The following is a 19,335-nucleotide window of genomic DNA, read 5'->3' on the forward strand; positions in this document are numbered from 1 at the left end:
GCTAGGATCGTTTCCGCTCGACTTGCATGTGTTAGGCCTGCCGCCAGCGTTCAATCTGAGCCATGATCAAACTCTTCAGTTTACAATCATTGTGGTTCTTACTTGCTGACCTAAGGACTCGCCAAAGGGCAACAAAAGCGAACCAAACTTGGCTCAAGGTTCAAACGAATTCATTCAACTGTCGTTTAAAAACATTTGTTTAAAAACTGTCGTTCTCATGACCGCTTGCCTTGATATTCGGTGATTTATCACCCTCATCGGCAAGCGCCCACATGAATTACCTGATCACATTATTAAAGAGCATTTCGTTGAGGGAAGCGATTCGATAACCGGAATGGCTTGCCTCAGCGAGGAAGGCGTATTCTACGCCGTTCCGTGTGCTTGTCAATCACTGTTTTGAGTAAGTGGAGTGAAGAAAGTAAAAAAGTGACTGAAATATATCACTCTTACTTATACCTCTAACTCTCTGACAAACCGAAGGTTTTTACCTTCAATCACCGCCGGTACCGCCCTGCGTCCCCGGCAGCGGATGCGTACTTTACGGTTTCATCGGCGGCTTGGCAAGGGGTTTGTGACAGAAAATTAAAACACGCCATAAAAAAAGCGGCAGACGATGCCAAGAGGCGAGCCTGCCGCAAACCACCGATCAGCATCCTGACCAGAGAGTGCCTAATTTAAGCGTTTGAGCGCAGACGCACCGCCGCCTATTTAAATCTCAAAGCCTAAGCCAAAATCATCACTAGACAACGCCATTAAACTTCCTGCGCCTGATTGAATCATTTGCGCGTGCGCTTTTGTGCGCGGCAGTAGACGCTGGTAGTAAAAACGTGCCGTATTAAGTTTGGCGGCATAGAAGGCTTTATCGTCACCTTCCAGAGAGTCCGACGCCTGTTTAGCGGCGCGGGCAAACAAATAAGCCAGCGTGACATAACCGGAGTACATTAGGTAATCGACACTTGCTGCGCCCACTTCTTCGCGATCTTGCATTGCTTTCATGCCCACTCCCATCGTCAGCTCGCCCCACTCAGCATTCAGCTTCGCCAGCGGCTCGACAAACTCTTTTAAAGACGGGTTATCGGCTTCAGCTTTACAGAATTGATGGATCTCTTTGGTGAAGACTTTGAGCGTCTCCCCTTGACTCATCAACACTTTACGACCCAGCAGATCCAGTGCCTGAATGCCGGTTGTGCCTTCGTATAGCCGGGTAATGCGCGCATCGCGCACTAGCTGCTCCATCCCCCACTCTTGGATAAAGCCATGGCCGCCGTAAACTTGCACCCCTTCATTGGTGCATTCAAAGCCGACTTCCGTTAGAAAGGCCTTAACAATGGGCGTGAGAAGACCAAGCAACGTTTCCGCCCGCTCCTTCTCTTCACCGGGCTGTCCATGCTCGACAACATCAAGCATCTGCGCGGTATACAACACCAACATACGCCCACCTTCGGCAAACGCTTTTTGCGTCAGCAGCATACGCCGCACATCGGGATGAACAATAATCGGGTCAGCAGGCTTCTCAGGAGCTTGCTTGCCTGACAAACCACGCATCTGCAAACGATCGCGAGCATAGCTTAGTGAATTCTGGAAACTCGCTTCGATCAGACCCAACCCCTGAATGCCAACTCCCAGACGAGCCGCATTCATCATGGTAAACATGCAGGCCAATCCTTTATTGGGTGGCCCCACCAGATAACCTGTCGCGTCGTCGAAGTTCATTACGCAGGTGGCATTACCGTGAATGCCCATCTTGTGCTCAAGAGAACCGCAAGTGACACCATTGCGCTCACCAGGATCACCTTCAGCATTCGGCATAAACTTGGGCACCACGAACAGTGAAATGCCTTTGGAGCCTTCAGGCGCATCGGGTAATTTTGCCAAGACTAAATGGACAATATTTTCAGCAAGATTGTGTTCACCGGCAGAAATAAAGATCTTGGTGCCGGTAATCGTGTAAGCATTGCCATCAACGGGCACCGCTCGGGTTTTAATCAAGCCAAGATCAGTACCGCAGTGAGGCTCGGTCAAGCACATAGTGCCTGTCCAAACACCCTCAACCAGCTTGGTTAAATACGTGGCTTTTTGCTCGTCGGTACCATGGTGCCTTAGCGCATCGGCAGCGCCATGAGACAACCCCGGGTACATCCCCCACGCCAGGTTCGTCGCACAAATCATTTCAGACAACACCATGGAAAGTGAGTGGGGAAGCCCCTGACCACCATGCTCCGGCTCAGCCGCAAGGCTAGGCCACCCCCCTTCAACATATTCCTGATACGCCTCTTTAAAACCGCGAGGCGCTTTAACTTCACCCCCTTCTAGCAAACATCCTTCTCTGTCTCCGGACTGATTTAATGGCAGCAATACATCACGCGAAAAACGCGCACCTTCCTCAAGAATGGCACTCACCACGTCCGGGGATGCATCGTCACCCGAAGGTAAGCGCGCATAGTGAGACGGATAATCCAGCATCTCATCCATGACAAAACGGAAATCACGTAGCGGTGCTTGGTAGGTAGGCATAACACTTCTCCTGGCAAATGGTGAAAGTGCTTAGCGCATCTTTCAAACGTATGTTTGAAAGCTAACCCTCTGAAGGAAGAGAGTCAAGCAAGCGTTTGACATTTATCTCTTAAATCCAGCTCGACTTTAGTCAAAAAAACCGGAGGTTAGCATGAACGCCAACCTCCGGTTATTGAGCGATTTATCAATCTACAAAGTGAGAAATCGACAATGCCAGTGTTACTGCATGCGGATACCGCCATCCAAGCGAACGACATCGCCGTTAAGCATGACATTCGTAATAATGTGCTCGGCCAATTTGGCAAACTCGACCGGCTTTCCTAAACGTTTCGGGAAAGGAACCGCAGCCGCGAGTGCTTGCGCCGCCTCATCGGGAATTTCACTCATCATCGGCGTCTCAAAAACGCCAGGCGCGATCGCCATGACGCGAATGCCATGACGTGACAACTCACGCGCAGCCGGAAGACTCATACCCACAACACCTGCCTTAGAAGCGCTGTAAGCACACTGCCCCACTTGACCATCGAATGCTGCAATAGAGGCTGTATTAATGAGCACACCTCGCTCACCATCATCGCTGGGGGGATTTTTCGCCATCGCAGCGGACGCCAAGCGCATAATATTGAATGTGCCAATCAGGTTGATATTGACCGTTTTGCTGTAGGCCTCAAGGCTAGCGGGATTGCCTTCTCGGTCAACAAGCTTACCGACACTGACCACTCCAGCGCAGTGAATCACGCCTGCCAGCCCCCGCCCAGCACTTTGCTCAACCGCCAGCGCTATGGCTTTCTGCATATCGGCTTCGGAGGTAATATCTCCCACACACGCGGCCGCCGAGTCGCCAAGCACTTTGGCCTGCTCTTTAACGCTTTCTTGCATATCGCAGAGGACGACATTTCCTCCGCCTGCCACTAAGCGCTCTGCGGTCGCCGCCCCCAACCCTGAAGCGGCGCCAGTAATCAAAAACGTATTACCCTTAACATCCATCGTCGTTTCCTCTTAATGTGACTTAACTGTTTGAATCGGCTTTATCAGCTGCTTCGGCACGCAGTTTAAAGCGCTGAATTTTGCCGCTTGGCGTTTTTGGCAGCTCTTCAACAAACTCAATCACACGAGGAAACGCGTGAGTGGAAAGACGCTCGCGTACTTGCTGGCGAATTTCATCAGCAAGATCATCGTTGGGTTCAAATCCCTCTCGCAGCACAATGTAGGACTTGATAATTTCGCCGCGAATCTCATCGGGCTGACCCACCGCTGCAGACTCAGCAACCGCCGGATGCGTCATCACACTATTTTCGACATCGGTCGGCCCAACGCGATAGCCCGCCGTCGTGATGATGTCATCATCGCGACCGGCAAATTGGAACGAGCCATCTTCGTTGCGAAACACCACATCCCCAGTCAAGTAATACCCTTCGGCAAACGGATGCTTTTCTTGCCAGGTATACCCTTGGAAAAAGTGTGCGGGCGAGTTTTTGATATCGACAGCCAGCACACCCGGCTCCCCCGGGGGTAACTCATTATATTCCGCATCCAAAATCGCCAAGCGGTACCCCGGCATTGGCACCCCCATGGCACCCACGTGTTTTGGATGGTCCAATGCATGGTGGTTATTACATGTCATGCCAGTTTCGGTTTGGCCGTAATGATCCATTACCGGGCAGCCAAGCGATTTTTCTACCCAAGTGACGACTTCTGTATTGAGTGGCTCACCCGCTGAACTGGCCGCCCGAAGCTCCAACGTTTGATGCGCATCGTCAAAAAGCCCAGAAGCCTTCATCAAGCGATACGCGGTTGGGGCTGCCGCAAAGTTGGTAATACGATGACGCTTCATAAAGTCGAGCGCACCCTCGGCGCTGAACCCCGCCTCGCAAAAGTGAGTGGTTACGCCCAATAACAATGGCCCTGCAATGGCATAGTAAAGACCATACGCCCAACCTGGATCCGCCATATTCCAGAAACGATCGTCCTCCCGCAGATCTATGGCTAACTCCATATAGATAGCAAATGCAGGCATGCCAGCAAGCGGCACCGCAACGCCTTTGGGTTTGCCCACCGTGCCGGAAGTAAACATTTGCAAAAACGGTTGATCTGGCGTTAAACGCGGAGGCTTCTCGGTGGAAGGCGCATGCGACGTCGCTACCTGCCAATCCAAATCATCAGCATGTTCACTCGTCGCTCCGCCAACGGCCAGTACGGGAGGACACTGGGTTAATCCATCAAACTTATAACGGTTGGCATGATCGGTAACTACTAATTTGGTATCAGCCCGCCCCAAGCGGTAATCGACTGAATCTGGGCCAAAGGCAGTAAATAGCGGCTGATATACCGCGCCAATACGCCACGTCGCCACCACCGCCACTAATAGCGCTGGGGTACGCGGCAGCATACAGGCGATCCGATCCCCGCCCCCCAAACCTTGAGATTGAAACCAACCCGCAAGCTTCGCGCTCGCCTGATCAAGTTCCGCATACGTCAACTTATGTGTATTGCCTTGTGTATCTTCCTGAACAAGGGCCAGCACATCACCGCGCCCTTCGCGGATATGGCGGCCGCAACTGGCTTCATACGCGTTAAAAAAACCATCTTGATGGTCATCTAGACGCGCGATAACGCTATCGACGGAAAAATTTTCAAGATACTCACGGTAATCGGGTAGTGATGTCGCAGTCATGATCGCTCTCTTGTGTTGTGGTTGTGAGCTGTATCGCCATGCAGGCGTATCACCGAAGCGCTAAAAGCGCATAATTGTGATTATTAGGCCTGTCTTGGCGCGGATAAATATATATCCGTTTACGTTAACGGAAACTTTATTATACGCCAACGCTAAAACCATTCCTGACAGAGAGCAAGCCTTACCCAAGACAAGACGCCTAGACAATAGTCAAAGATCACTCTCCCGTTTTACAGGAATAATCATCGCAACCAACTCATCGGCGAGATCGTCCGGTGTCCTCGGCCCTGCCGGGTCGTACCAGCGTACCGTCCAGTTGAGAGCGCCGAGCACAAAGCGCGAGACCAAAAAACGATCCCCATGAATCAACCCCGCCTCCAACGCAGTGTCGATCACATCAACCCAAAGAGCTTCATAGGCATCGCGAAGGTGGCTCAAGTGCGCTTTCGCTTCGTCGTCTAATCGGCGCCATTCAAATAACGCCACGACATGAGCGTTACGGTCGGTGAAGAGTGTTTCCAAATGCGCTCTCGCCATGGCCCTTAAGCGTGCCTCAGGGTCAGCGGGGCTAGATTCTAATGCACGGCGAGCAATTCTTAGGGCATTATGCGTTCCCTCTTCAATCACAGCGGCCAATATCTCTTGCTTATCTTTAAAATGATGAAAAAGGCTGCCTGATTTAATCCCCATTTCCTGAGCAAGCATGCGTACCGTCGTCTTGTCGAAACCTTCTTGGACAAAAAGCTGTGCGGCGAGACGCGTTAGTTCCTTGCGGCGAGGTGATGCATTCATTACATTCATATCTATTACACTAGCGCTTGCTTGGTTATCCTGAAGAAAACCACAGCGCACGCAAAGGGTCAACGTAACACGCCCTTTGACGACCACAACAACACCAAGATTTGGAGATAAGCCATGAGTCACAACGACGTCGTTTTTCTAGCGGCAACACGCACCCCGATGGGTGGCATGATGGGTAGCCTTTCGAGCGTAACAGCGCCAGAGTTAGCGGCAGTGGCAATTAAAGCGGCTATTGAGCGCTCAGGTCTTAAACCCGCCGACATCGAAGAAGGCATTATGGGCTGTGTTCTGCCCGCTGGTGTTAAACAAGGCCCAGCACGACAAGCCATGCGTCAAGCTGGCATTCCCGATGCTAACGGCGCCACTACGATCAACAAACTATGCGGCTCGGGAATGAAGGCGACAATGCTTGCCCACGACATTATCAAAGCGGGTAGCGGAGAAATTTTGCTTGCGGGCGGCATGGAATCTATGTCGAATGCTCCCCACTTGCTCACGAAAGCGCGCGGCGGCTACCGTCTTGGCCACGGTGAACTCAAAGACCACATGTTCCTTGACGGTCTTGAAGACGCAGAAACCGGCAAACTGATGGGGGTTTTCGCGCAAGATGTAGCATCAGAGCGCGGCTACACCCGCGAACGTTTGGATGATTTTGCTATCGCCTCGCTTGAGCGGGCCATGGACGCCACCAACGCCGGACACCTCAATGCGGAGATGGCCCCCGTGACGGTTACGAGCCGAAAAGGCGACACTCTGGTCGAGCACGATGAGCAGCCCTTCCAAGCCAGATTGGATAAGATCCGTGAGCTACGCCCTGCCTTCGCCAAAGACGGCACAATCACCGCCGCTAACTCAAGCTCTATCTCAGATGGCGCCTCAGCGTTGATTCTCTCCAGCCAAGCGGCCGCTGATAAACATGGGATCAAACCGTTAGCGCGCATGCTCGGGCATAGCACCCATTCACGCCATCCCAGCGAATTTACCATCGCCCCTGTTGGCGCTATCGACAAGCTGCTGAAAAAGCTTAGCTGGGACGTCAGCGATGTCGATTTGTTTGAAATTAACGAAGCCTTCGCGGTTGTTACGTTAATGGCGATGGATGACTTGGGTCTGCCGCATGAGAAGGTGAACGTTTACGGTGGCGCCTGCGCGCAAGGTCATCCTATCGGTTCAACCGGCTCGCGTATTATCGCGACACTAATACACGCGCTGCGCACTAAAGGTGGCAAGCGCGGCATCGCCAGTCTTTGCATTGGCGGTGGTGAAGCCACAGCGGTCGCCGTAGAGCTTATTGATTAATCGTTAGATTAGCACCTGGTTAGATTGGCACCTGGCATGACTGCCGGGTGCTCCTGCCACGGCTTAGTAGAGATCAAAACAACGCGGAGCCGTTATGTTTGCCCACGTCCTGATTGGCGTCGATTTTTCTCGTGCCTGGCCTTTACTTCAGCAGCGGCTCATGCGGCTTCGCGCCAAAGGTGTGAAAAAGGTCACCCTTATCTCTAGCATAAGCCCCAAAGAAATCCCTCACCCCAGCCCTGACGATATTCAGCGTGTACGACAACGCTTGGAAGCGGAAGGCGAGCCTCTTAGAGATATCGGCCTAAGCGTTACTTGCCTGGTTGAAACGGGTAAGCCTAGTGAACGCTTAGCCGCGCTAGCGCAACAATATTCACCAGATCTGATCTTGCTCGGCTGCCAAGGCCAGGGGCGATGGCAAAATATGCTGCTAGGTAGTACGGCTCAACGCCTAGCCCATCTAAGCGATATACCGCTTTGGCTGGAGCCGATAAACGATGTGCTTTCCAGCGGGAGTGACTTCACGACTCTAGTGCTCGCAACCGATGGCTCACCGGCAGCATTGGCAGCAGATCAGATGTTTCAAGCTCTCTCACCTCACTACCAGAACCACGTTGCACTAATGGCAGAAGCGCTACTGGTTGCCGACGGCCGAGGTGTGGAAGACGCTCAGTTACATCTCGCCGTGTTAGAAAAACGCGTCCCCAAGCTCGATACGGTGATTGTTTTTGGAGAAGCCCGCCACGCCTTAATTGAAGAGGCCAAAGCGTGGAAAGCCGATTTAGTGATTATCGGCAAGCAGGGCCACAGCCGATTGAAGGAGCGATTACTCGGCAGCACCGCTCAAGCATTGCTTGAAGGCGTGAACTGTCCAGTGTTAGTGGTGCCAGAGAAACCGCATGCTTACTAGGCCGCTAAGCTTTGCTCGCCAGCACCCGTTTTATGGCCATTTGGCGGGGTACTTAAGCCACTAAATGCGATCAGCACCAATGTCCAGCTCGCCTTGATACTTAAATTATCGATGATTTTCATCTCGACGATGTTCCTCAGCAAAGTAAAATCGTGCCCCACTGGTATGAATCAAGACGTATGTAGTGGCAGCCATAGCTGCAAACGCCGGCGTATTTCTTGTAATGCTTGCTCGTATGCATCCGGTTTAGCAATCAAGCGAGGGTCACGAATGTCCCAATAGAAAGTTTCCATCGCGTCACCTTCCCACTCATAGCAAGCCTGCTTGTCCTTATCACACAGCACAATCACATAATCGAAATGCTCTCCCGCAAAATGCGCCAACGGCTTACTTTTTAGCCCTGAAGTTGACAGTCCCTGCTTTTGTAGCGCTCCAAGCGTATACGCATGGGGCTCATCCGGCTCGGCGCCCGCGCTATACGCTTCAAACTTATCACCCGCCATGTGGCGAAGTAGCACTTCGCCCATGAGCGAACGGGCAGAGTTGGCATTGCACAAAAACAGCACTCGACGCTTTAACATGGCGAAAAACTCTTTCTCTAATATGTAGTAGCTAGAATACATGGCAATCGTGACGACAATGTTGCAACGCCTTACCCACATACGACATATCGTATATAGTGAGCAGGTATTTTTACGCTACGGCAACAAGGAGATCTCATGACATCGAAACAACCCAACGAAGAACCCAGCACGGCTGAAGGCATGGGGCTTTTTGAGCGCTTTCTTTCTCTTTGGGTCGCGTTAGCGATTATTGCTGGCATTGCCTTAGGCCAGTTTGCGCCCGCCATACCCGAAACGCTGTCACGTTTTGAATACGCACAGGTGTCTATCCCCGTCGCGATACTCATCTGGGCCATGATTTTTCCGATGATGGCACAGATCGACTTTACGTCGGTTCTAGGGGTTCGCCGCCAGCCCAAGGGGCTGATTATCACGACAACGGTCAACTGGCTGATCAAACCCTTTACCATGTTCGCCATTGCCTGGTTTTTCTTGACCGTATTGTTTCAACCTTTTATTGCCCCAGACTTGGCAAATCAATACCTGGCGGGGGCTATCTTACTGGGCGCGGCGCCTTGCACCGCGATGGTGTTTGTGTGGAGTTACCTAACGCGTGGCGATGCCGCTTACACCTTGGTTCAGGTGTCGCTTAATGACCTTATTATGCTCGTAGCCTTCGCCCCTATCGTAGTGTTCTTACTCGGGGTATCCAACATCCACGTCCCCTGGGATACCGTCGCTCTCTCCGTTGTGTTGTATATCGTGATACCGCTGACCGCCGGCTATATTACCCGGCAAACACTGATCAAAAAGCACGGCATAGAATGGTACGACAATGTTTTCATGAAACGTGTCGGGCCGATTACCCCAATGGGGCTAATCGTCACGCTGATTCTGCTGTTTGCTTTTCAGGGCGAAGTCATCCTGCAAAATCCGCTGCACATTGTACTGATTGCGATTCCGCTGATTCTGCAAACCTTCCTGATCTTCTTTATCGCTTACGGTTGGGCGAAAGCATGGAAAGTGCCGCATAACGTTGCCGCACCGGGCGCGATGATTGGCGCCAGTAACTTTTTCGAACTCGCCGTTGCCGCGGCTATCGCCCTGTTTGGGATGCAGTCCGGCGCCGCCCTGGCGACCGTTGTGGGCGTGTTGGTTGAAGTACCCTTGATGCTCGCTTTAGTACGCATCGCCAACAAAACGCGGCACCACTTTCCGGCAGCATCGTAACGTTTTACACCTACGGCATGGGAGAAGCTCAGATGGCACACTTTTTGGTTTTTTTGGGATCCACGCGCACCACCACACCGCCCTCGCCCGCCCGCTTGGGCGAACGTGTCGCACGAGCCTGCACCACCCTTCTGAATGCTCACGAAAATGTGACGGCGGAAATTATCGATCCACTCGATATCGCGTTAAAAGACCCTTTTAAACCGCACTTTGCTTATTCAAGCACTAACGTGCCAGAGGACTTGTCGGCGCTGGCGAGTAAAATCGCTGAGGCTGATGGTTATGTCATGGTCAGCCCTGAATACAACCACTCAATGAGCCCTGCATTAAGCCATTTACTCAACCACTTTGGCAGTTCGTTGTTTGCGTTCAAACCGAGCGCGATTGTGACCTACTCCATGGGTCAATGGGGTGGCGCCAGAGCTAGCGTTTCAATGCGGACGTTCCTTTCTGAACTTGGGTGCTTACCCGTTTCAGCGATGATACATATCCCAAAAGCGCAAGACGCACTTGATGAAGCGGGGCATTTCCAGCAAGACGCACCACGTTGGGAAAGCTACTTCGGTCGCACGCTAGACCAACTTCGTTGGTGGGCTGACGCCGCAAACGCACAAAAAGCAATTCAAGACCCGCAGGCACTATCCCCTGCATTTAAGACCACACCCTCGCAGCGAAATGCGCCAGATAGCGATTAGCCAGGAGACTGCTTAGCGCTTCTTTGAGCGGCATCTTGACGCATAAGCTTGGCGTCTTTCTTGTCTGCCCTTACGCTTAGCGCATACTTATTCATTACCATAAGACAAGTTTATGCATCCGCTTCATGCTTCGCTGCACAACGAGCTTCACGCTAGGCCCTCAATTTACTTTGATGGCCCTGCGATCCTTCATCACTTTGCTTTCTTACAAGAAGGCATGCAACGCTCCGCACTGCTCAACCAACTCGCTGAAGCCACCGGCATCAAGATGGAATCATCAGCCGCTCAGCAGATCGTGGACTGCCAGAACCTCACCCTAAAATGGGAACAACATACCGAATTTTTCACCTTAACGGTGATGCAGCCCATAGAAGCCGACACACCTCAGTGGCCATCGCCACCAATGCTTTTAAAACCGCTACTCGAGGAAAATGCCCAAGCCATCGTTAGCGCTACTCTGCTGCGAATAGAATCTGCTCACCAGTGGGCAGGTAGTGTTGAACACTATGGGTTTAATCATCCCACGGGGTCACGCGTTGGCGGCGATGATGCAACCGTATGGAGCGATTTTAAGCTCAACGAAAACAGCATTAATCGCTTGCTATTGGTGAATAACAATCTTGACCGTTATCGCCTGGGCCGCATGGCAAGACGTCTGTTTGATATTGAAACCTATCGCATGATGGCCATGCTCGCGCTTCCAGAAGCAAAGTCTTTAAGCCAAGAATTGACTCAGTACGAACAGCAACTGACACAACTTTCCACTCAACATGCCGAACAGCAACAAGCCGCGCCAGAACCGTTATTAAAAGCGTTAACCGCGCTTTCAGCGCAGTTAGAGCGTTGTGGCGCACAGACCCGCCAGCGTTTTAGTGCCACCGACGCTTATGCGCGCATCGTGTTCACCCGCATTAAAGAGCTCCGTGAAGAACGTCTAGGCGATTACCCTCGCCTAGGCACTTTTATATTGCGACGTTTCCAGCCCGCCGTGCGCTATTGCGCTGCGATGGACCAACGACTAGAAACACTCGCTGCTAGTGCAACGCGACTCAATGATCTTTTGCGAACACGCGCTCAAGTAGAAATCGAAGGACAAAATTCCAAAATTCTCAATAGCCTGAACGAACGCACCAGCAGCCAGCTAAAAATTCAAAAAGCCGTCGAAGGGCTTTCGATCATCGTGATCAGTTACTACCTTTTCAGCCTTTTCAAGCTCGGCCTGCAGAGCCTTGATGCCCTGGGCGCTGAGATCTCCCCCATTACCGCCGCCGCCGTAATAGCACCATTGAGTATAGGGATATTAGGTATCATCGCCTGGCACATTCGACGCGTGAAGAAACACTAGGGTTCACAACCTTTCGTGCAAAGAAATCACGGTACTAGCTTTATGGATGCCTTAGGCTACGGCATAAAGGTTACGATACCCCTAGCGATGGACCAATCACCTCAGACTCAGCCCTAACCAAAGTGCTATGGCCAGAGAATAGAGTGCTGTCTGTCCCAACACTGGGTTGAGCGCCGAACCGTCATGTCGCCACATTTTCATGTTCAAAACCAACGCTGCTAAGCCGATACCTCCCCACGCCAGCCAGGCCCAAGCCGCCAGCCCAAGAGGCAGCGATACTAGCCACGGCCCCCACGTCAAAATACTGAATAGCCATCGCGTTGCCTGCGGCCCCAGGCGCACTGCCACGGTCAGCTTACCGGCGCGGGCATCGGTGTGACGGTCGCGCAGGTTATTGACCACCAGAATGGCGGCTACCGGCAACCCCACTAACGAAGCGGCCAATATCGCCCCGCCGTGAACCGGAGACTGCTGAGCCAATAAGCTACCCAACACTGCCACCGGGCCAAAAAATAGCCAAACTGCTACTTCTCCCAAGCCCAGGTTGGCATAGGGCCGTCGTCCACCGCTGTAACCAAGCACCCCCAGCAAAGCCAACCCGCCCAATGCCCAGAGCAGCCAATGGCCAAAAAGAACAAGCCATAACCCCGTCGCGACGGCGACTCCCAGCATCAGCATCAATCCTACTCGCAACTCACCGGCACTCAATAACCCGGCTTGAAGCGCTCGCCTTGGCCCCAGGCGATCATGCTCATCCACTCCCGATAACCCATCAAAAAGATCATTGGCCAGGTTCACCGCCAGTTGCAAGGCCAATGCGCAAATCAGACACAAGATAGCGGTCAGCCAAGAAAAATGCTCCGGCGCGACCAATGTCTGACCCAGTACAATAGGTCCTATCGCCGCTGGCAACGTGCGTGGACGCAGTGCTTGCACCCAGATAGCTGTCTTATTCATGCCAAAGGCGCTTGGAAATACTTGATACGCATCATCAACTCTCTACTTAATATCACGTAATCGACTTACATAACTTACGTTAGCGACTTATTTTACCTACTATTTTCGCCTAGTGTTTCTGCCTATCGTTTTTTAAGGAGCCAGGATGTCCCCCGAATGGTTGTCACAAGTTCTCCTTCCCTGGGTATTGGCCAGTGTGATGATGGCAATGGGCCTTAGCCTGACAAAAAGCGACTTCGCCCGCCCTTGGCGCCAACCACGTCGCCTATTGCTTGGTTCGGGCCTTCAAATTTTAGCATTACCGTTGCTGGCTTGGGGGCTTGTCATGTTACTGCCGCTTTCGCCGCTGGCGGCCGCTGGGTTACTCCTAGTCTCGCTGGTGCCGGGGGGAGCGACATCGAATATGTTTAGCTATCTGGTACAAGGGGATTTGGCGTTATCCGTTAGTTTGACCGCCATCGCCGCAGTGCTGGCACCCTTCACCCTGCCGTTGGTCATGGGTTGGAATCTGGACGTGCTGGGATTGAGCGGCGCGGGCCTGCACTTGCCCTATTGGCATACCGTCGGCCAGCTACTGCTTGTCACTTTAGTTCCCGTGCTCACCGGGATGTTGCTGCGCCGTATGCTTGAGTCGGCAATACTCGAATGGCTACTGCCTAAGATAAAAGTATTAACGGGCGTGGCGATGATTGGCGTGGTAACGGCGCTGTTCATTAGCCATGCGCAGCGGCTGCCTTCACTGCTCAGCATTGAAACGCTGGCGGTACTATTGATGTGCGTGTTGAGCATGACGTTGGGGTACCAAGTGGCACGACGTTTTCACCTACCCAATACCAGTGTACGCGCCATTACCGTTGAAGTCGGCGTGCAAAACGCCGGTGTAGCGATGATGGTCGCTTTTAGTCTTTTGCAACAACCGGGCATGGGCTTAGTGCCACTTCTTTATGGTCTATTGATGAACGTACCAGCATTCCTGTGGATGTTCACCTGCCTGTGGCGAGATCGTTATCAGCTGACGGCCGCCCCACGCCGTTTTTAAAGGCAAGAATGGATGGCATATGACCCAAGATAAAGTGGCGATCACTGGAGCGACGGGGTTAATTGGCAGCCGCCTGGTGGAAAAGCTGGCAGCCCGAGATACTCCCGTCACAGTGCTGAGCCGCCGGCCTAAGGCAGCGGCAACCCGGTTCCCTCCAGAGCGGTTTCCACTGGTCACTGTAAAAGGCTACGTCCCCTTCGAGCCCACGACGATCTCATCCGCGCTGATCGACGCATCCGCCGTGGTGCACCTGGCGGGTGAGCCTATCGCGGCCCGCTGGACACCTGAGGTACGCACTGCTATCCGCCAGAGTCGTGAAGCCGGTACCCGCGCCCTTGTCACTGCCATCGCTTGTATGACTCACCGACCGGCTACGCTGATTTCGGCGTCGGCGTGTCGCTATTACGGCGTTAGCAGCAAGCGCTTCGCTGAAAACAGCCCTCCTGGTCCAGGCGGCGATTTATTGACCGATACCACGCACCGGTGGGAAGCCGAAGCGCAGCGCGCCGCCGAGTACGGTCTACGGGTGGTGATCCTGCGTTTCGGCATTGTGTTAGCCGTTACCGAAAACGGGCGCGCCGTACTCAAACGTATACGCCCGTTTCTAGGCGGGCGCGTTGGATCGGGGCGGCAATGGGTTAGCTGGATCCACCGCGAGGATGCAGTCAATATCCTTTTGCGCGCACTGGACTACCCCGAAATGCAAGGAGCTTATAACGCCACCTCTCCCTTTCCCGTGCCCATGTCCCAGGTGACCGACGCCTTCGCTCACGTGTCACGCAGTTTCATCCGTGTGCCGGTGCCCGGAAGAGTGATTCAGCAGATACTTGGCGACGGTGCGACGGTCATTCTTGACGGTCAGCGTGTGTATCCCAACCGGTTGCAAGCCGAAGGGTTTCGGTTTCGTTACCCGCAGATCGGCTCGGCCGTCAACGACATTTTGTCTTGAATCACGGCCGGCATCGGATAGCGATCACAACAAAAGGCAGCTCTTAGTTCATCCGGGACCGTACACTTAGCTACCAAACTGCTCGGTCAACGAACCTTGATAGCGCCAACCTTCGGGCACACGGAGTTCGTGGCTTTGGCTGCCGGCTAACCGACAAATTGCCACCTCCGGCGGCGTGCCTCCAATACCAATATTCGCGGTTTCAAACTCAAGCCACTCACATTGCGCGAGTAACCCACGCTTTTGATCCGCAAACGCAATATCTTCAAAATCGCCCTCCCAGTCGAACTGAAGCCCCAAGCTCACCAGCTGCTCCACCTGCTCCCGCACGCTTGCTGGGTCAACCAAACTGATGCTAACGAGTTCGTCATCCGAACACACATTATGCAAGGGCAAGACTTCACCCAACGCCTTCCAGCCGCTAGGTATACGTTTTTCAATAGCAGCAGCTCGAATAAGAATCGCTGTTGCCTCAATTAGCACTGCCATATATGACGAATCTTCCCTAAAAAAGTTAATTGGCTAAAAACCGCTTTTGTGGCGGCAACTACGGAAAATTTGACGCATGTCAATTTTAAGGACGATCCCTCTTTAACTTTGGATTAATGTCGATAGCAGCATGATTATACATATGCCAATGTGGATATATAAAGATATCAACATGACTGAATAACACTAGGAATTAGGCACTGTAACCACGATGGCATTCAGAGAAAAACAGCCGTTTACACAACCTACCGCGCTAATACCAATGGTGGCGTCATTGGGGTGGGTTAGTTCTCGGTGCCTACAACCTAATCCGCACCCGTTGTCGTGCTACTTATGCATTGACGCATGTCCTGCCAACGCCCTAGTTATAACTGAAGAAGATAGCGAAGTGAAACTGATTGCCACTAATGCCTGCCATGGCTGTTTGCAATGCGTTTCTGCATGCCCTACGGAGGCTTTGGTAAGTCATGACATCGATCAGCTGTTTAATGATCAGGAAGCCGACATATCACTGCATGTAGGCTGTCATCGAGTCGCGAATCGCCACGTAGATAAAACACTACACTGTCTGCGGGCACTCGGCGCTGATTCGTTCGCTGCCCTAAGCGCCAACGCTTCACCTCAAGCCGTGGTGCTGCACATCCCAGATGACTGCAGCGCTTGCGAAGCATCGCCCACTAACAGTGCGAAAGACACTTGGCGAGAGTCTGCACAAGCGTTTTGCTCCATCACGGAAGCGCTACCAACCGGTCATTACCAACGTGCTCGCCAAGCGCTTAGTCGCCGCGACCTATTACGCGGGCGCTCTACTCCACCGCTACCGCATATTCCAGAAGACGATACAGAGCCAAAAGCAAGAAGGCTGCAACGCCACCTTGATGCGGCTAACAAGCGAGTTGGGGTAGTCGCGCCAACACTTCCAGGGATAAAACTCAATCATGATGCTTGCGATGCGCACAGCGTTTGCGCGCGGGTTTGTCCTACAGATGCCTTAACCGCAATTGATAACGTCCTGAGTTTCACTCCACAGGCTTGCTTAAACTGCCAGCACTGCCTAAGCGCTTGCCCTGAAAACGCGCTGGAAAGCACAACACTCATACATGAACAAAGCATCACATTGCGCCATGGCGTGCAAACCATTTGCGCGGCTTGCGGCCGTTCATTCCAAATGCATAACAACAAACGCAATGAAGATGGTATGCCGACTTGCCCCGCCTGTCGGCGTGAGAACGCATTGATGCAAGAAAGCTTTGAAGACCTTTTTGGTTAAATGCCATCACGTTGGCTAGCTGCCCGCCCTATAGGGTTGGCGCCTATGTAACAAGACTCGCACCATCAAGAGGCGAGCAGTACCCCAAGGGAGACTCCATGAAACTGTTTCAAACTCTCATTAACCGGCGTCGCTTCTTGCAGTCGTCGGCTGCCGTAGGTGCTTCCGCCGGTGCTGTGGCAACGGGCATCACTGGCTTAAAAGGGTTTAGCCCAGTGAGCGAAGCACGCGCTCAGGCACCGCGTGGCGAAACGACCATTACCAAAAACGTTTGTGCCCAATGTCCAGCACGCTGCGGTATAGATGTTTACACCACCGATGGTCGCGTACATGCCATCTACGGTACCAGCGATAACCCTATTTCCAATGGCAAGCTCTGCCCTAAAGGGCATTTAGGCAGCTACTTTCTTTACGACCCGGACCGCTTCAAAGGCCCCATGAAGCGCACCAATCCTAACAAAGGCCGCGACGAAGACCCCGGCTTCGTGCCCATTTCCTGGGAAGAAGCGTTGGATACCGTGGCCGAGCGCCTGAATGATTTGCGCCGCCGAGGTGAATCACACCGTTTCTCTATGTTTTATGGACGTGGCTGGGGCTCCTCAGACGCAGGCATTCAATACCCCTTCGGTGAGCTCTATGGCACCCCTAATGCCGCCATTGGCCACTCCTCCATGTGCGCCGATGGCTCCAAAAAAGCCAAGCAAGCCACTGACGGCAACAGTTCCTATAGCTCATACGATTATCGCAACGCCAATTACTTGCTGATCATCGGTGCAAGCTTCCTCGAAGCGTTCCGCCCTTACAATAACGTCATGCAGATGTGGGGGCATATGCGTACTAAAAGCCCCAAAACACGCGTGACCACCGTTGATGTTCGCATGAGTCCAACAATGGCCGCATCGGATCGGGCGCTTTACATCAAACCCGGCACGGACGGGGCATTTGCTTTGGCCATTGCACACGTCATTTTGACTGAAGGCTTATGGGATCGTGAGTTTGTCGGCGATTTCACCAATCCCAATAGGCAGTTTGTCGGGGGTCGCCGTATTCCAGCCAATAGCTTCAACGAAAAATGGGTGCATGGCCTAGCTGACTGGTGGAATGAGGAGTTACTTGAGCGCACTCCCGAATGGGCGGAAGAGATTACCGGCATTAATGCCGAGGATATTCGCCGCACCGCAATAGAGTTCGGCTCGACTCGTCCTGCAGTTGCGCTCTTTGAACGCGGCGCTACCGGGCACTCCAACGGCACGTATAACGGCATGGCGATTCACAGCCTTAATGCCCTGGTCGGCTCGCTGTTCGCCGAGGGCGGAATCGGCTATCAAGTCGCGCCTTCCTACGGTGCCTTGCCTGTCGAGGTGTCAGACTACATGGACGATTATGCCAAAAACGGCGCGTGGAAAGATCAGCCCCGCATCGATATGAAAGGGACTGACCGTTGGCCAATGGTGGGTAATATGATGCAGGAATGCGCCATTAACCACCTTAATGCCGATCCGTATACGCTTGACACCGCAATGTTTTACTACACCAACCCCATTTGGTCGGCACCCAATCCCCAAGTGTGGGAAGAAGCTCTTAAAAATGTCTTTATTATTGACACCTCCCCCTTCCCCGGGGAAACGGCGATGTATGCCGATATTGTGCTTCCCGACTGCACCTACCTAGAACGTACCCAGGACGTGCCTACCTATCCTTTTGAAGGCTGGCCAATGGCGGAATTACGCACGCCTGCCGTCGAGCCTATTCATGACACCAAAATGTACGGCGATGTCATCATAGAACTCGGCAAGCGCATTGATGGGCCGATGGGAGACTACTACCGCGAACTTGGCAGCGTCGAAAACTATATTCGCCACCTAGCGGCAGGCTTCGCCGACGACCCCGGCGATAACGGTGTTGATGGCTTCGAAAGTTGGAAAGAAAAGGGTGTATGGTACAAAAAACCCTACAAATGGCGTCAAATCCGCGGCGAGTTTTACGAATGGGACGGCCAGCGTTATAGCCGTCAGATGAGCGCAGAAGAAGTGCAAGAGCACCTATTAAAAACGCCTTCTGGAAAATTTGAAGTACGCTCAGGTTTCTTGGAAGAGCACGCCGCATACATTGAGGAAGAGTTAGGCATCCCGCGCGAACGTGCAGGCTTGGTTCAATGGGTGGCGCCGGTATATACCGGTGGCGATGGCGATCTTCATTTTATAACACCTAAAACACCGCTACATGCGGAAGGCCGTGGCGCCAATATTCCGCAGCAAATGATGGTGCATCAGCCTATCGTGGGTGGTCGGAATACTGTCTATCTGGAGGTTCACCCCGAAACCGCCAAAGCGCGGGGTATCAACAATGGTGATCGCGTACGAATCAGCTCTGACATCGGCAGCATTGAAGCAGAATGTCGGTTTGTGGCTTCGCATCGACCAGATACGCTCGTTTTGCCATTCGAATATGGGCACTGGGCGCAAGGACGTTGGGCGAAAGGTCGTGGGCCGGGCAACTCAAGTGAGATTACAGCCAACATTTCAGACCCTATTTCAGGGCTGGCTAGCTATTACACCGGCAAAGTAAAACTAGAACGCGCCTAACCGTCACCACCCTGC

General features: G+C 52.8%; 17 protein-coding genes and 1 rRNA gene. 9 read left to right on the plus strand and 9 right to left on the minus strand.

Annotated features, from left to right (window positions below):
* The 5 genes from QC823_RS05885 to QC823_RS05905 all read right to left on the minus strand — a co-directional run.
* Positions 1 to 82: ribosomal RNA gene (locus QC823_RS05885) — 16S ribosomal RNA — on the minus strand; the annotation flags it as partial.
* Positions 83 to 708: 626 nt separating this feature from the next.
* Complete coding sequence (locus tag QC823_RS05890; protein ID WP_309655429.1) at positions 709 to 2,514, minus strand: acyl-CoA dehydrogenase C-terminal domain-containing protein; 1,806 nt, start codon at positions 2,512 to 2,514, stop codon at positions 709 to 711.
* A 219-nt stretch (positions 2,515 to 2,733) separates the two neighbouring features.
* Positions 2,734 to 3,501: an SDR family NAD(P)-dependent oxidoreductase gene (locus tag QC823_RS05895; protein ID WP_309655430.1), complete on the minus strand. Its 768-nt coding sequence runs from the start codon at positions 3,499 to 3,501 to the stop codon at positions 2,734 to 2,736.
* A gap of 22 nt (positions 3,502 to 3,523) precedes the next feature.
* Positions 3,524 to 5,188 carry an AMP-binding protein gene (locus tag QC823_RS05900; RefSeq protein ID WP_309655431.1) on the minus strand — a complete coding sequence of 555 codons (1,665 nt, stop codon included), beginning with the start codon at positions 5,186 to 5,188 and terminating at the stop codon, positions 3,524 to 3,526.
* 210 nt (positions 5,189 to 5,398) lie between these two features.
* On the minus strand, positions 5,399 to 5,980 hold the full coding sequence (locus tag QC823_RS05905) for a TetR/AcrR family transcriptional regulator (RefSeq protein ID WP_309655432.1): 582 nt from the start codon (positions 5,978 to 5,980) through the stop codon (positions 5,399 to 5,401).
* Between the two features lie 123 nt (positions 5,981 to 6,103).
* Here QC823_RS05905 and QC823_RS05910 point away from each other — a divergent pair, with 123 nt between their 5' ends.
* Both QC823_RS05910 and QC823_RS05915 read left to right on the plus strand, forming a co-directional pair.
* The gene (locus tag QC823_RS05910; RefSeq protein ID WP_309655433.1) at positions 6,104 to 7,288 is read left to right on the plus strand and encodes an acetyl-CoA C-acyltransferase; all 1,185 of its coding nucleotides are present in this window, start codon (positions 6,104 to 6,106) and stop codon (positions 7,286 to 7,288) included.
* Between the two features lie 94 nt (positions 7,289 to 7,382).
* A complete protein-coding gene (locus QC823_RS05915; RefSeq protein WP_309655434.1) occupies positions 7,383 to 8,198 on the plus strand; it encodes a universal stress protein in 816 nt (271 codons plus the stop codon).
* Here QC823_RS05915 and QC823_RS05920 read toward each other — a convergent pair.
* Together QC823_RS05920 and QC823_RS05925 are read right to left on the minus strand one after the other, a co-directional pair.
* The gene (locus QC823_RS05920; RefSeq protein ID WP_309655435.1) at positions 8,195 to 8,320 is read right to left on the minus strand and encodes a hypothetical protein; all 126 of its coding nucleotides are present in this window, start codon (positions 8,318 to 8,320) and stop codon (positions 8,195 to 8,197) included. The genes QC823_RS05915 and QC823_RS05920 overlap by 4 nt on opposite strands.
* A gap of 48 nt (positions 8,321 to 8,368) precedes the next feature.
* The gene (locus QC823_RS05925) at positions 8,369 to 8,779 is read right to left on the minus strand and encodes an arsenate reductase ArsC (protein WP_309655436.1); all 411 of its coding nucleotides are present in this window, start codon (positions 8,777 to 8,779) and stop codon (positions 8,369 to 8,371) included.
* Positions 8,780 to 8,917: 138 nt separating this feature from the next.
* Here QC823_RS05925 and arsB point away from each other — a divergent pair, with 138 nt between their 5' ends.
* The 3 genes from arsB to QC823_RS05940 all read left to right on the plus strand — a co-directional run bounded on the left by arsB (position 8,918) and on the right by QC823_RS05940 (position 12,031).
* Entirely contained in the window at positions 8,918 to 9,991 is a 1,074-nt protein-coding gene (gene arsB / locus QC823_RS05930; RefSeq protein ID WP_309655437.1) for an ACR3 family arsenite efflux transporter, read from the plus strand.
* 32 nt (positions 9,992 to 10,023) lie between these two features.
* The gene (locus QC823_RS05935; RefSeq protein ID WP_309655438.1) at positions 10,024 to 10,686 is read left to right on the plus strand and encodes an NADPH-dependent FMN reductase; all 663 of its coding nucleotides are present in this window, start codon (positions 10,024 to 10,026) and stop codon (positions 10,684 to 10,686) included.
* 112 nt (positions 10,687 to 10,798) lie between these two features.
* Complete coding sequence (locus QC823_RS05940; protein ID WP_309655439.1) at positions 10,799 to 12,031, plus strand: DUF3422 domain-containing protein; 1,233 nt, start codon at positions 10,799 to 10,801, stop codon at positions 12,029 to 12,031.
* A 96-nt stretch (positions 12,032 to 12,127) separates the two neighbouring features.
* On the opposite strand, the gene menA is transcribed toward QC823_RS05940, so the two are convergent.
* A complete protein-coding gene (gene menA / locus QC823_RS05945) occupies positions 12,128 to 12,988 on the minus strand; it encodes a 1,4-dihydroxy-2-naphthoate octaprenyltransferase (RefSeq protein WP_309655440.1) in 861 nt (286 codons plus the stop codon).
* Positions 12,989 to 13,133: 145 nt separating this feature from the next.
* Between menA and QC823_RS05950 the strand changes: the two genes are divergently transcribed.
* On the plus strand, positions 13,134 to 14,027 hold the full coding sequence (locus QC823_RS05950; protein ID WP_309655441.1) for a bile acid:sodium symporter family protein: 894 nt from the start codon (positions 13,134 to 13,136) through the stop codon (positions 14,025 to 14,027).
* Between the two features lie 19 nt (positions 14,028 to 14,046).
* Positions 14,047 to 14,976, plus strand: coding sequence for a TIGR01777 family oxidoreductase (locus QC823_RS05955; RefSeq protein WP_309655442.1), 930 nt, complete (start codon positions 14,047 to 14,049; stop codon positions 14,974 to 14,976).
* A gap of 66 nt (positions 14,977 to 15,042) precedes the next feature.
* Here the strand turns inward: QC823_RS05955 and QC823_RS05960 are convergent, their stop codons facing one another.
* The gene (locus QC823_RS05960) at positions 15,043 to 15,465 is read right to left on the minus strand and encodes a hypothetical protein (protein ID WP_309655443.1); all 423 of its coding nucleotides are present in this window, start codon (positions 15,463 to 15,465) and stop codon (positions 15,043 to 15,045) included.
* Between the two features lie 262 nt (positions 15,466 to 15,727).
* On the opposite strand from QC823_RS05960, the gene QC823_RS05965 reads away from it, so the two are divergent.
* Both QC823_RS05965 and QC823_RS05970 read left to right on the plus strand, forming a co-directional pair.
* The gene (locus tag QC823_RS05965; protein WP_422823604.1) at positions 15,728 to 16,735 is read left to right on the plus strand and encodes a 4Fe-4S dicluster domain-containing protein; all 1,008 of its coding nucleotides are present in this window, start codon (positions 15,728 to 15,730) and stop codon (positions 16,733 to 16,735) included.
* 98 nt (positions 16,736 to 16,833) lie between these two features.
* Positions 16,834 to 19,320, plus strand: coding sequence for a molybdopterin-dependent oxidoreductase (locus tag QC823_RS05970; protein WP_309655445.1), 2,487 nt, complete (start codon positions 16,834 to 16,836; stop codon positions 19,318 to 19,320).
* Positions 19,321 to 19,335 lie beyond the last annotated feature (15 nt).

The organism is Vreelandella vilamensis (assembly GCF_031451755.1).
GTDB classification, from domain to species: Bacteria; Pseudomonadota; Gammaproteobacteria; order Pseudomonadales; family Halomonadaceae; genus Vreelandella; species Vreelandella vilamensis.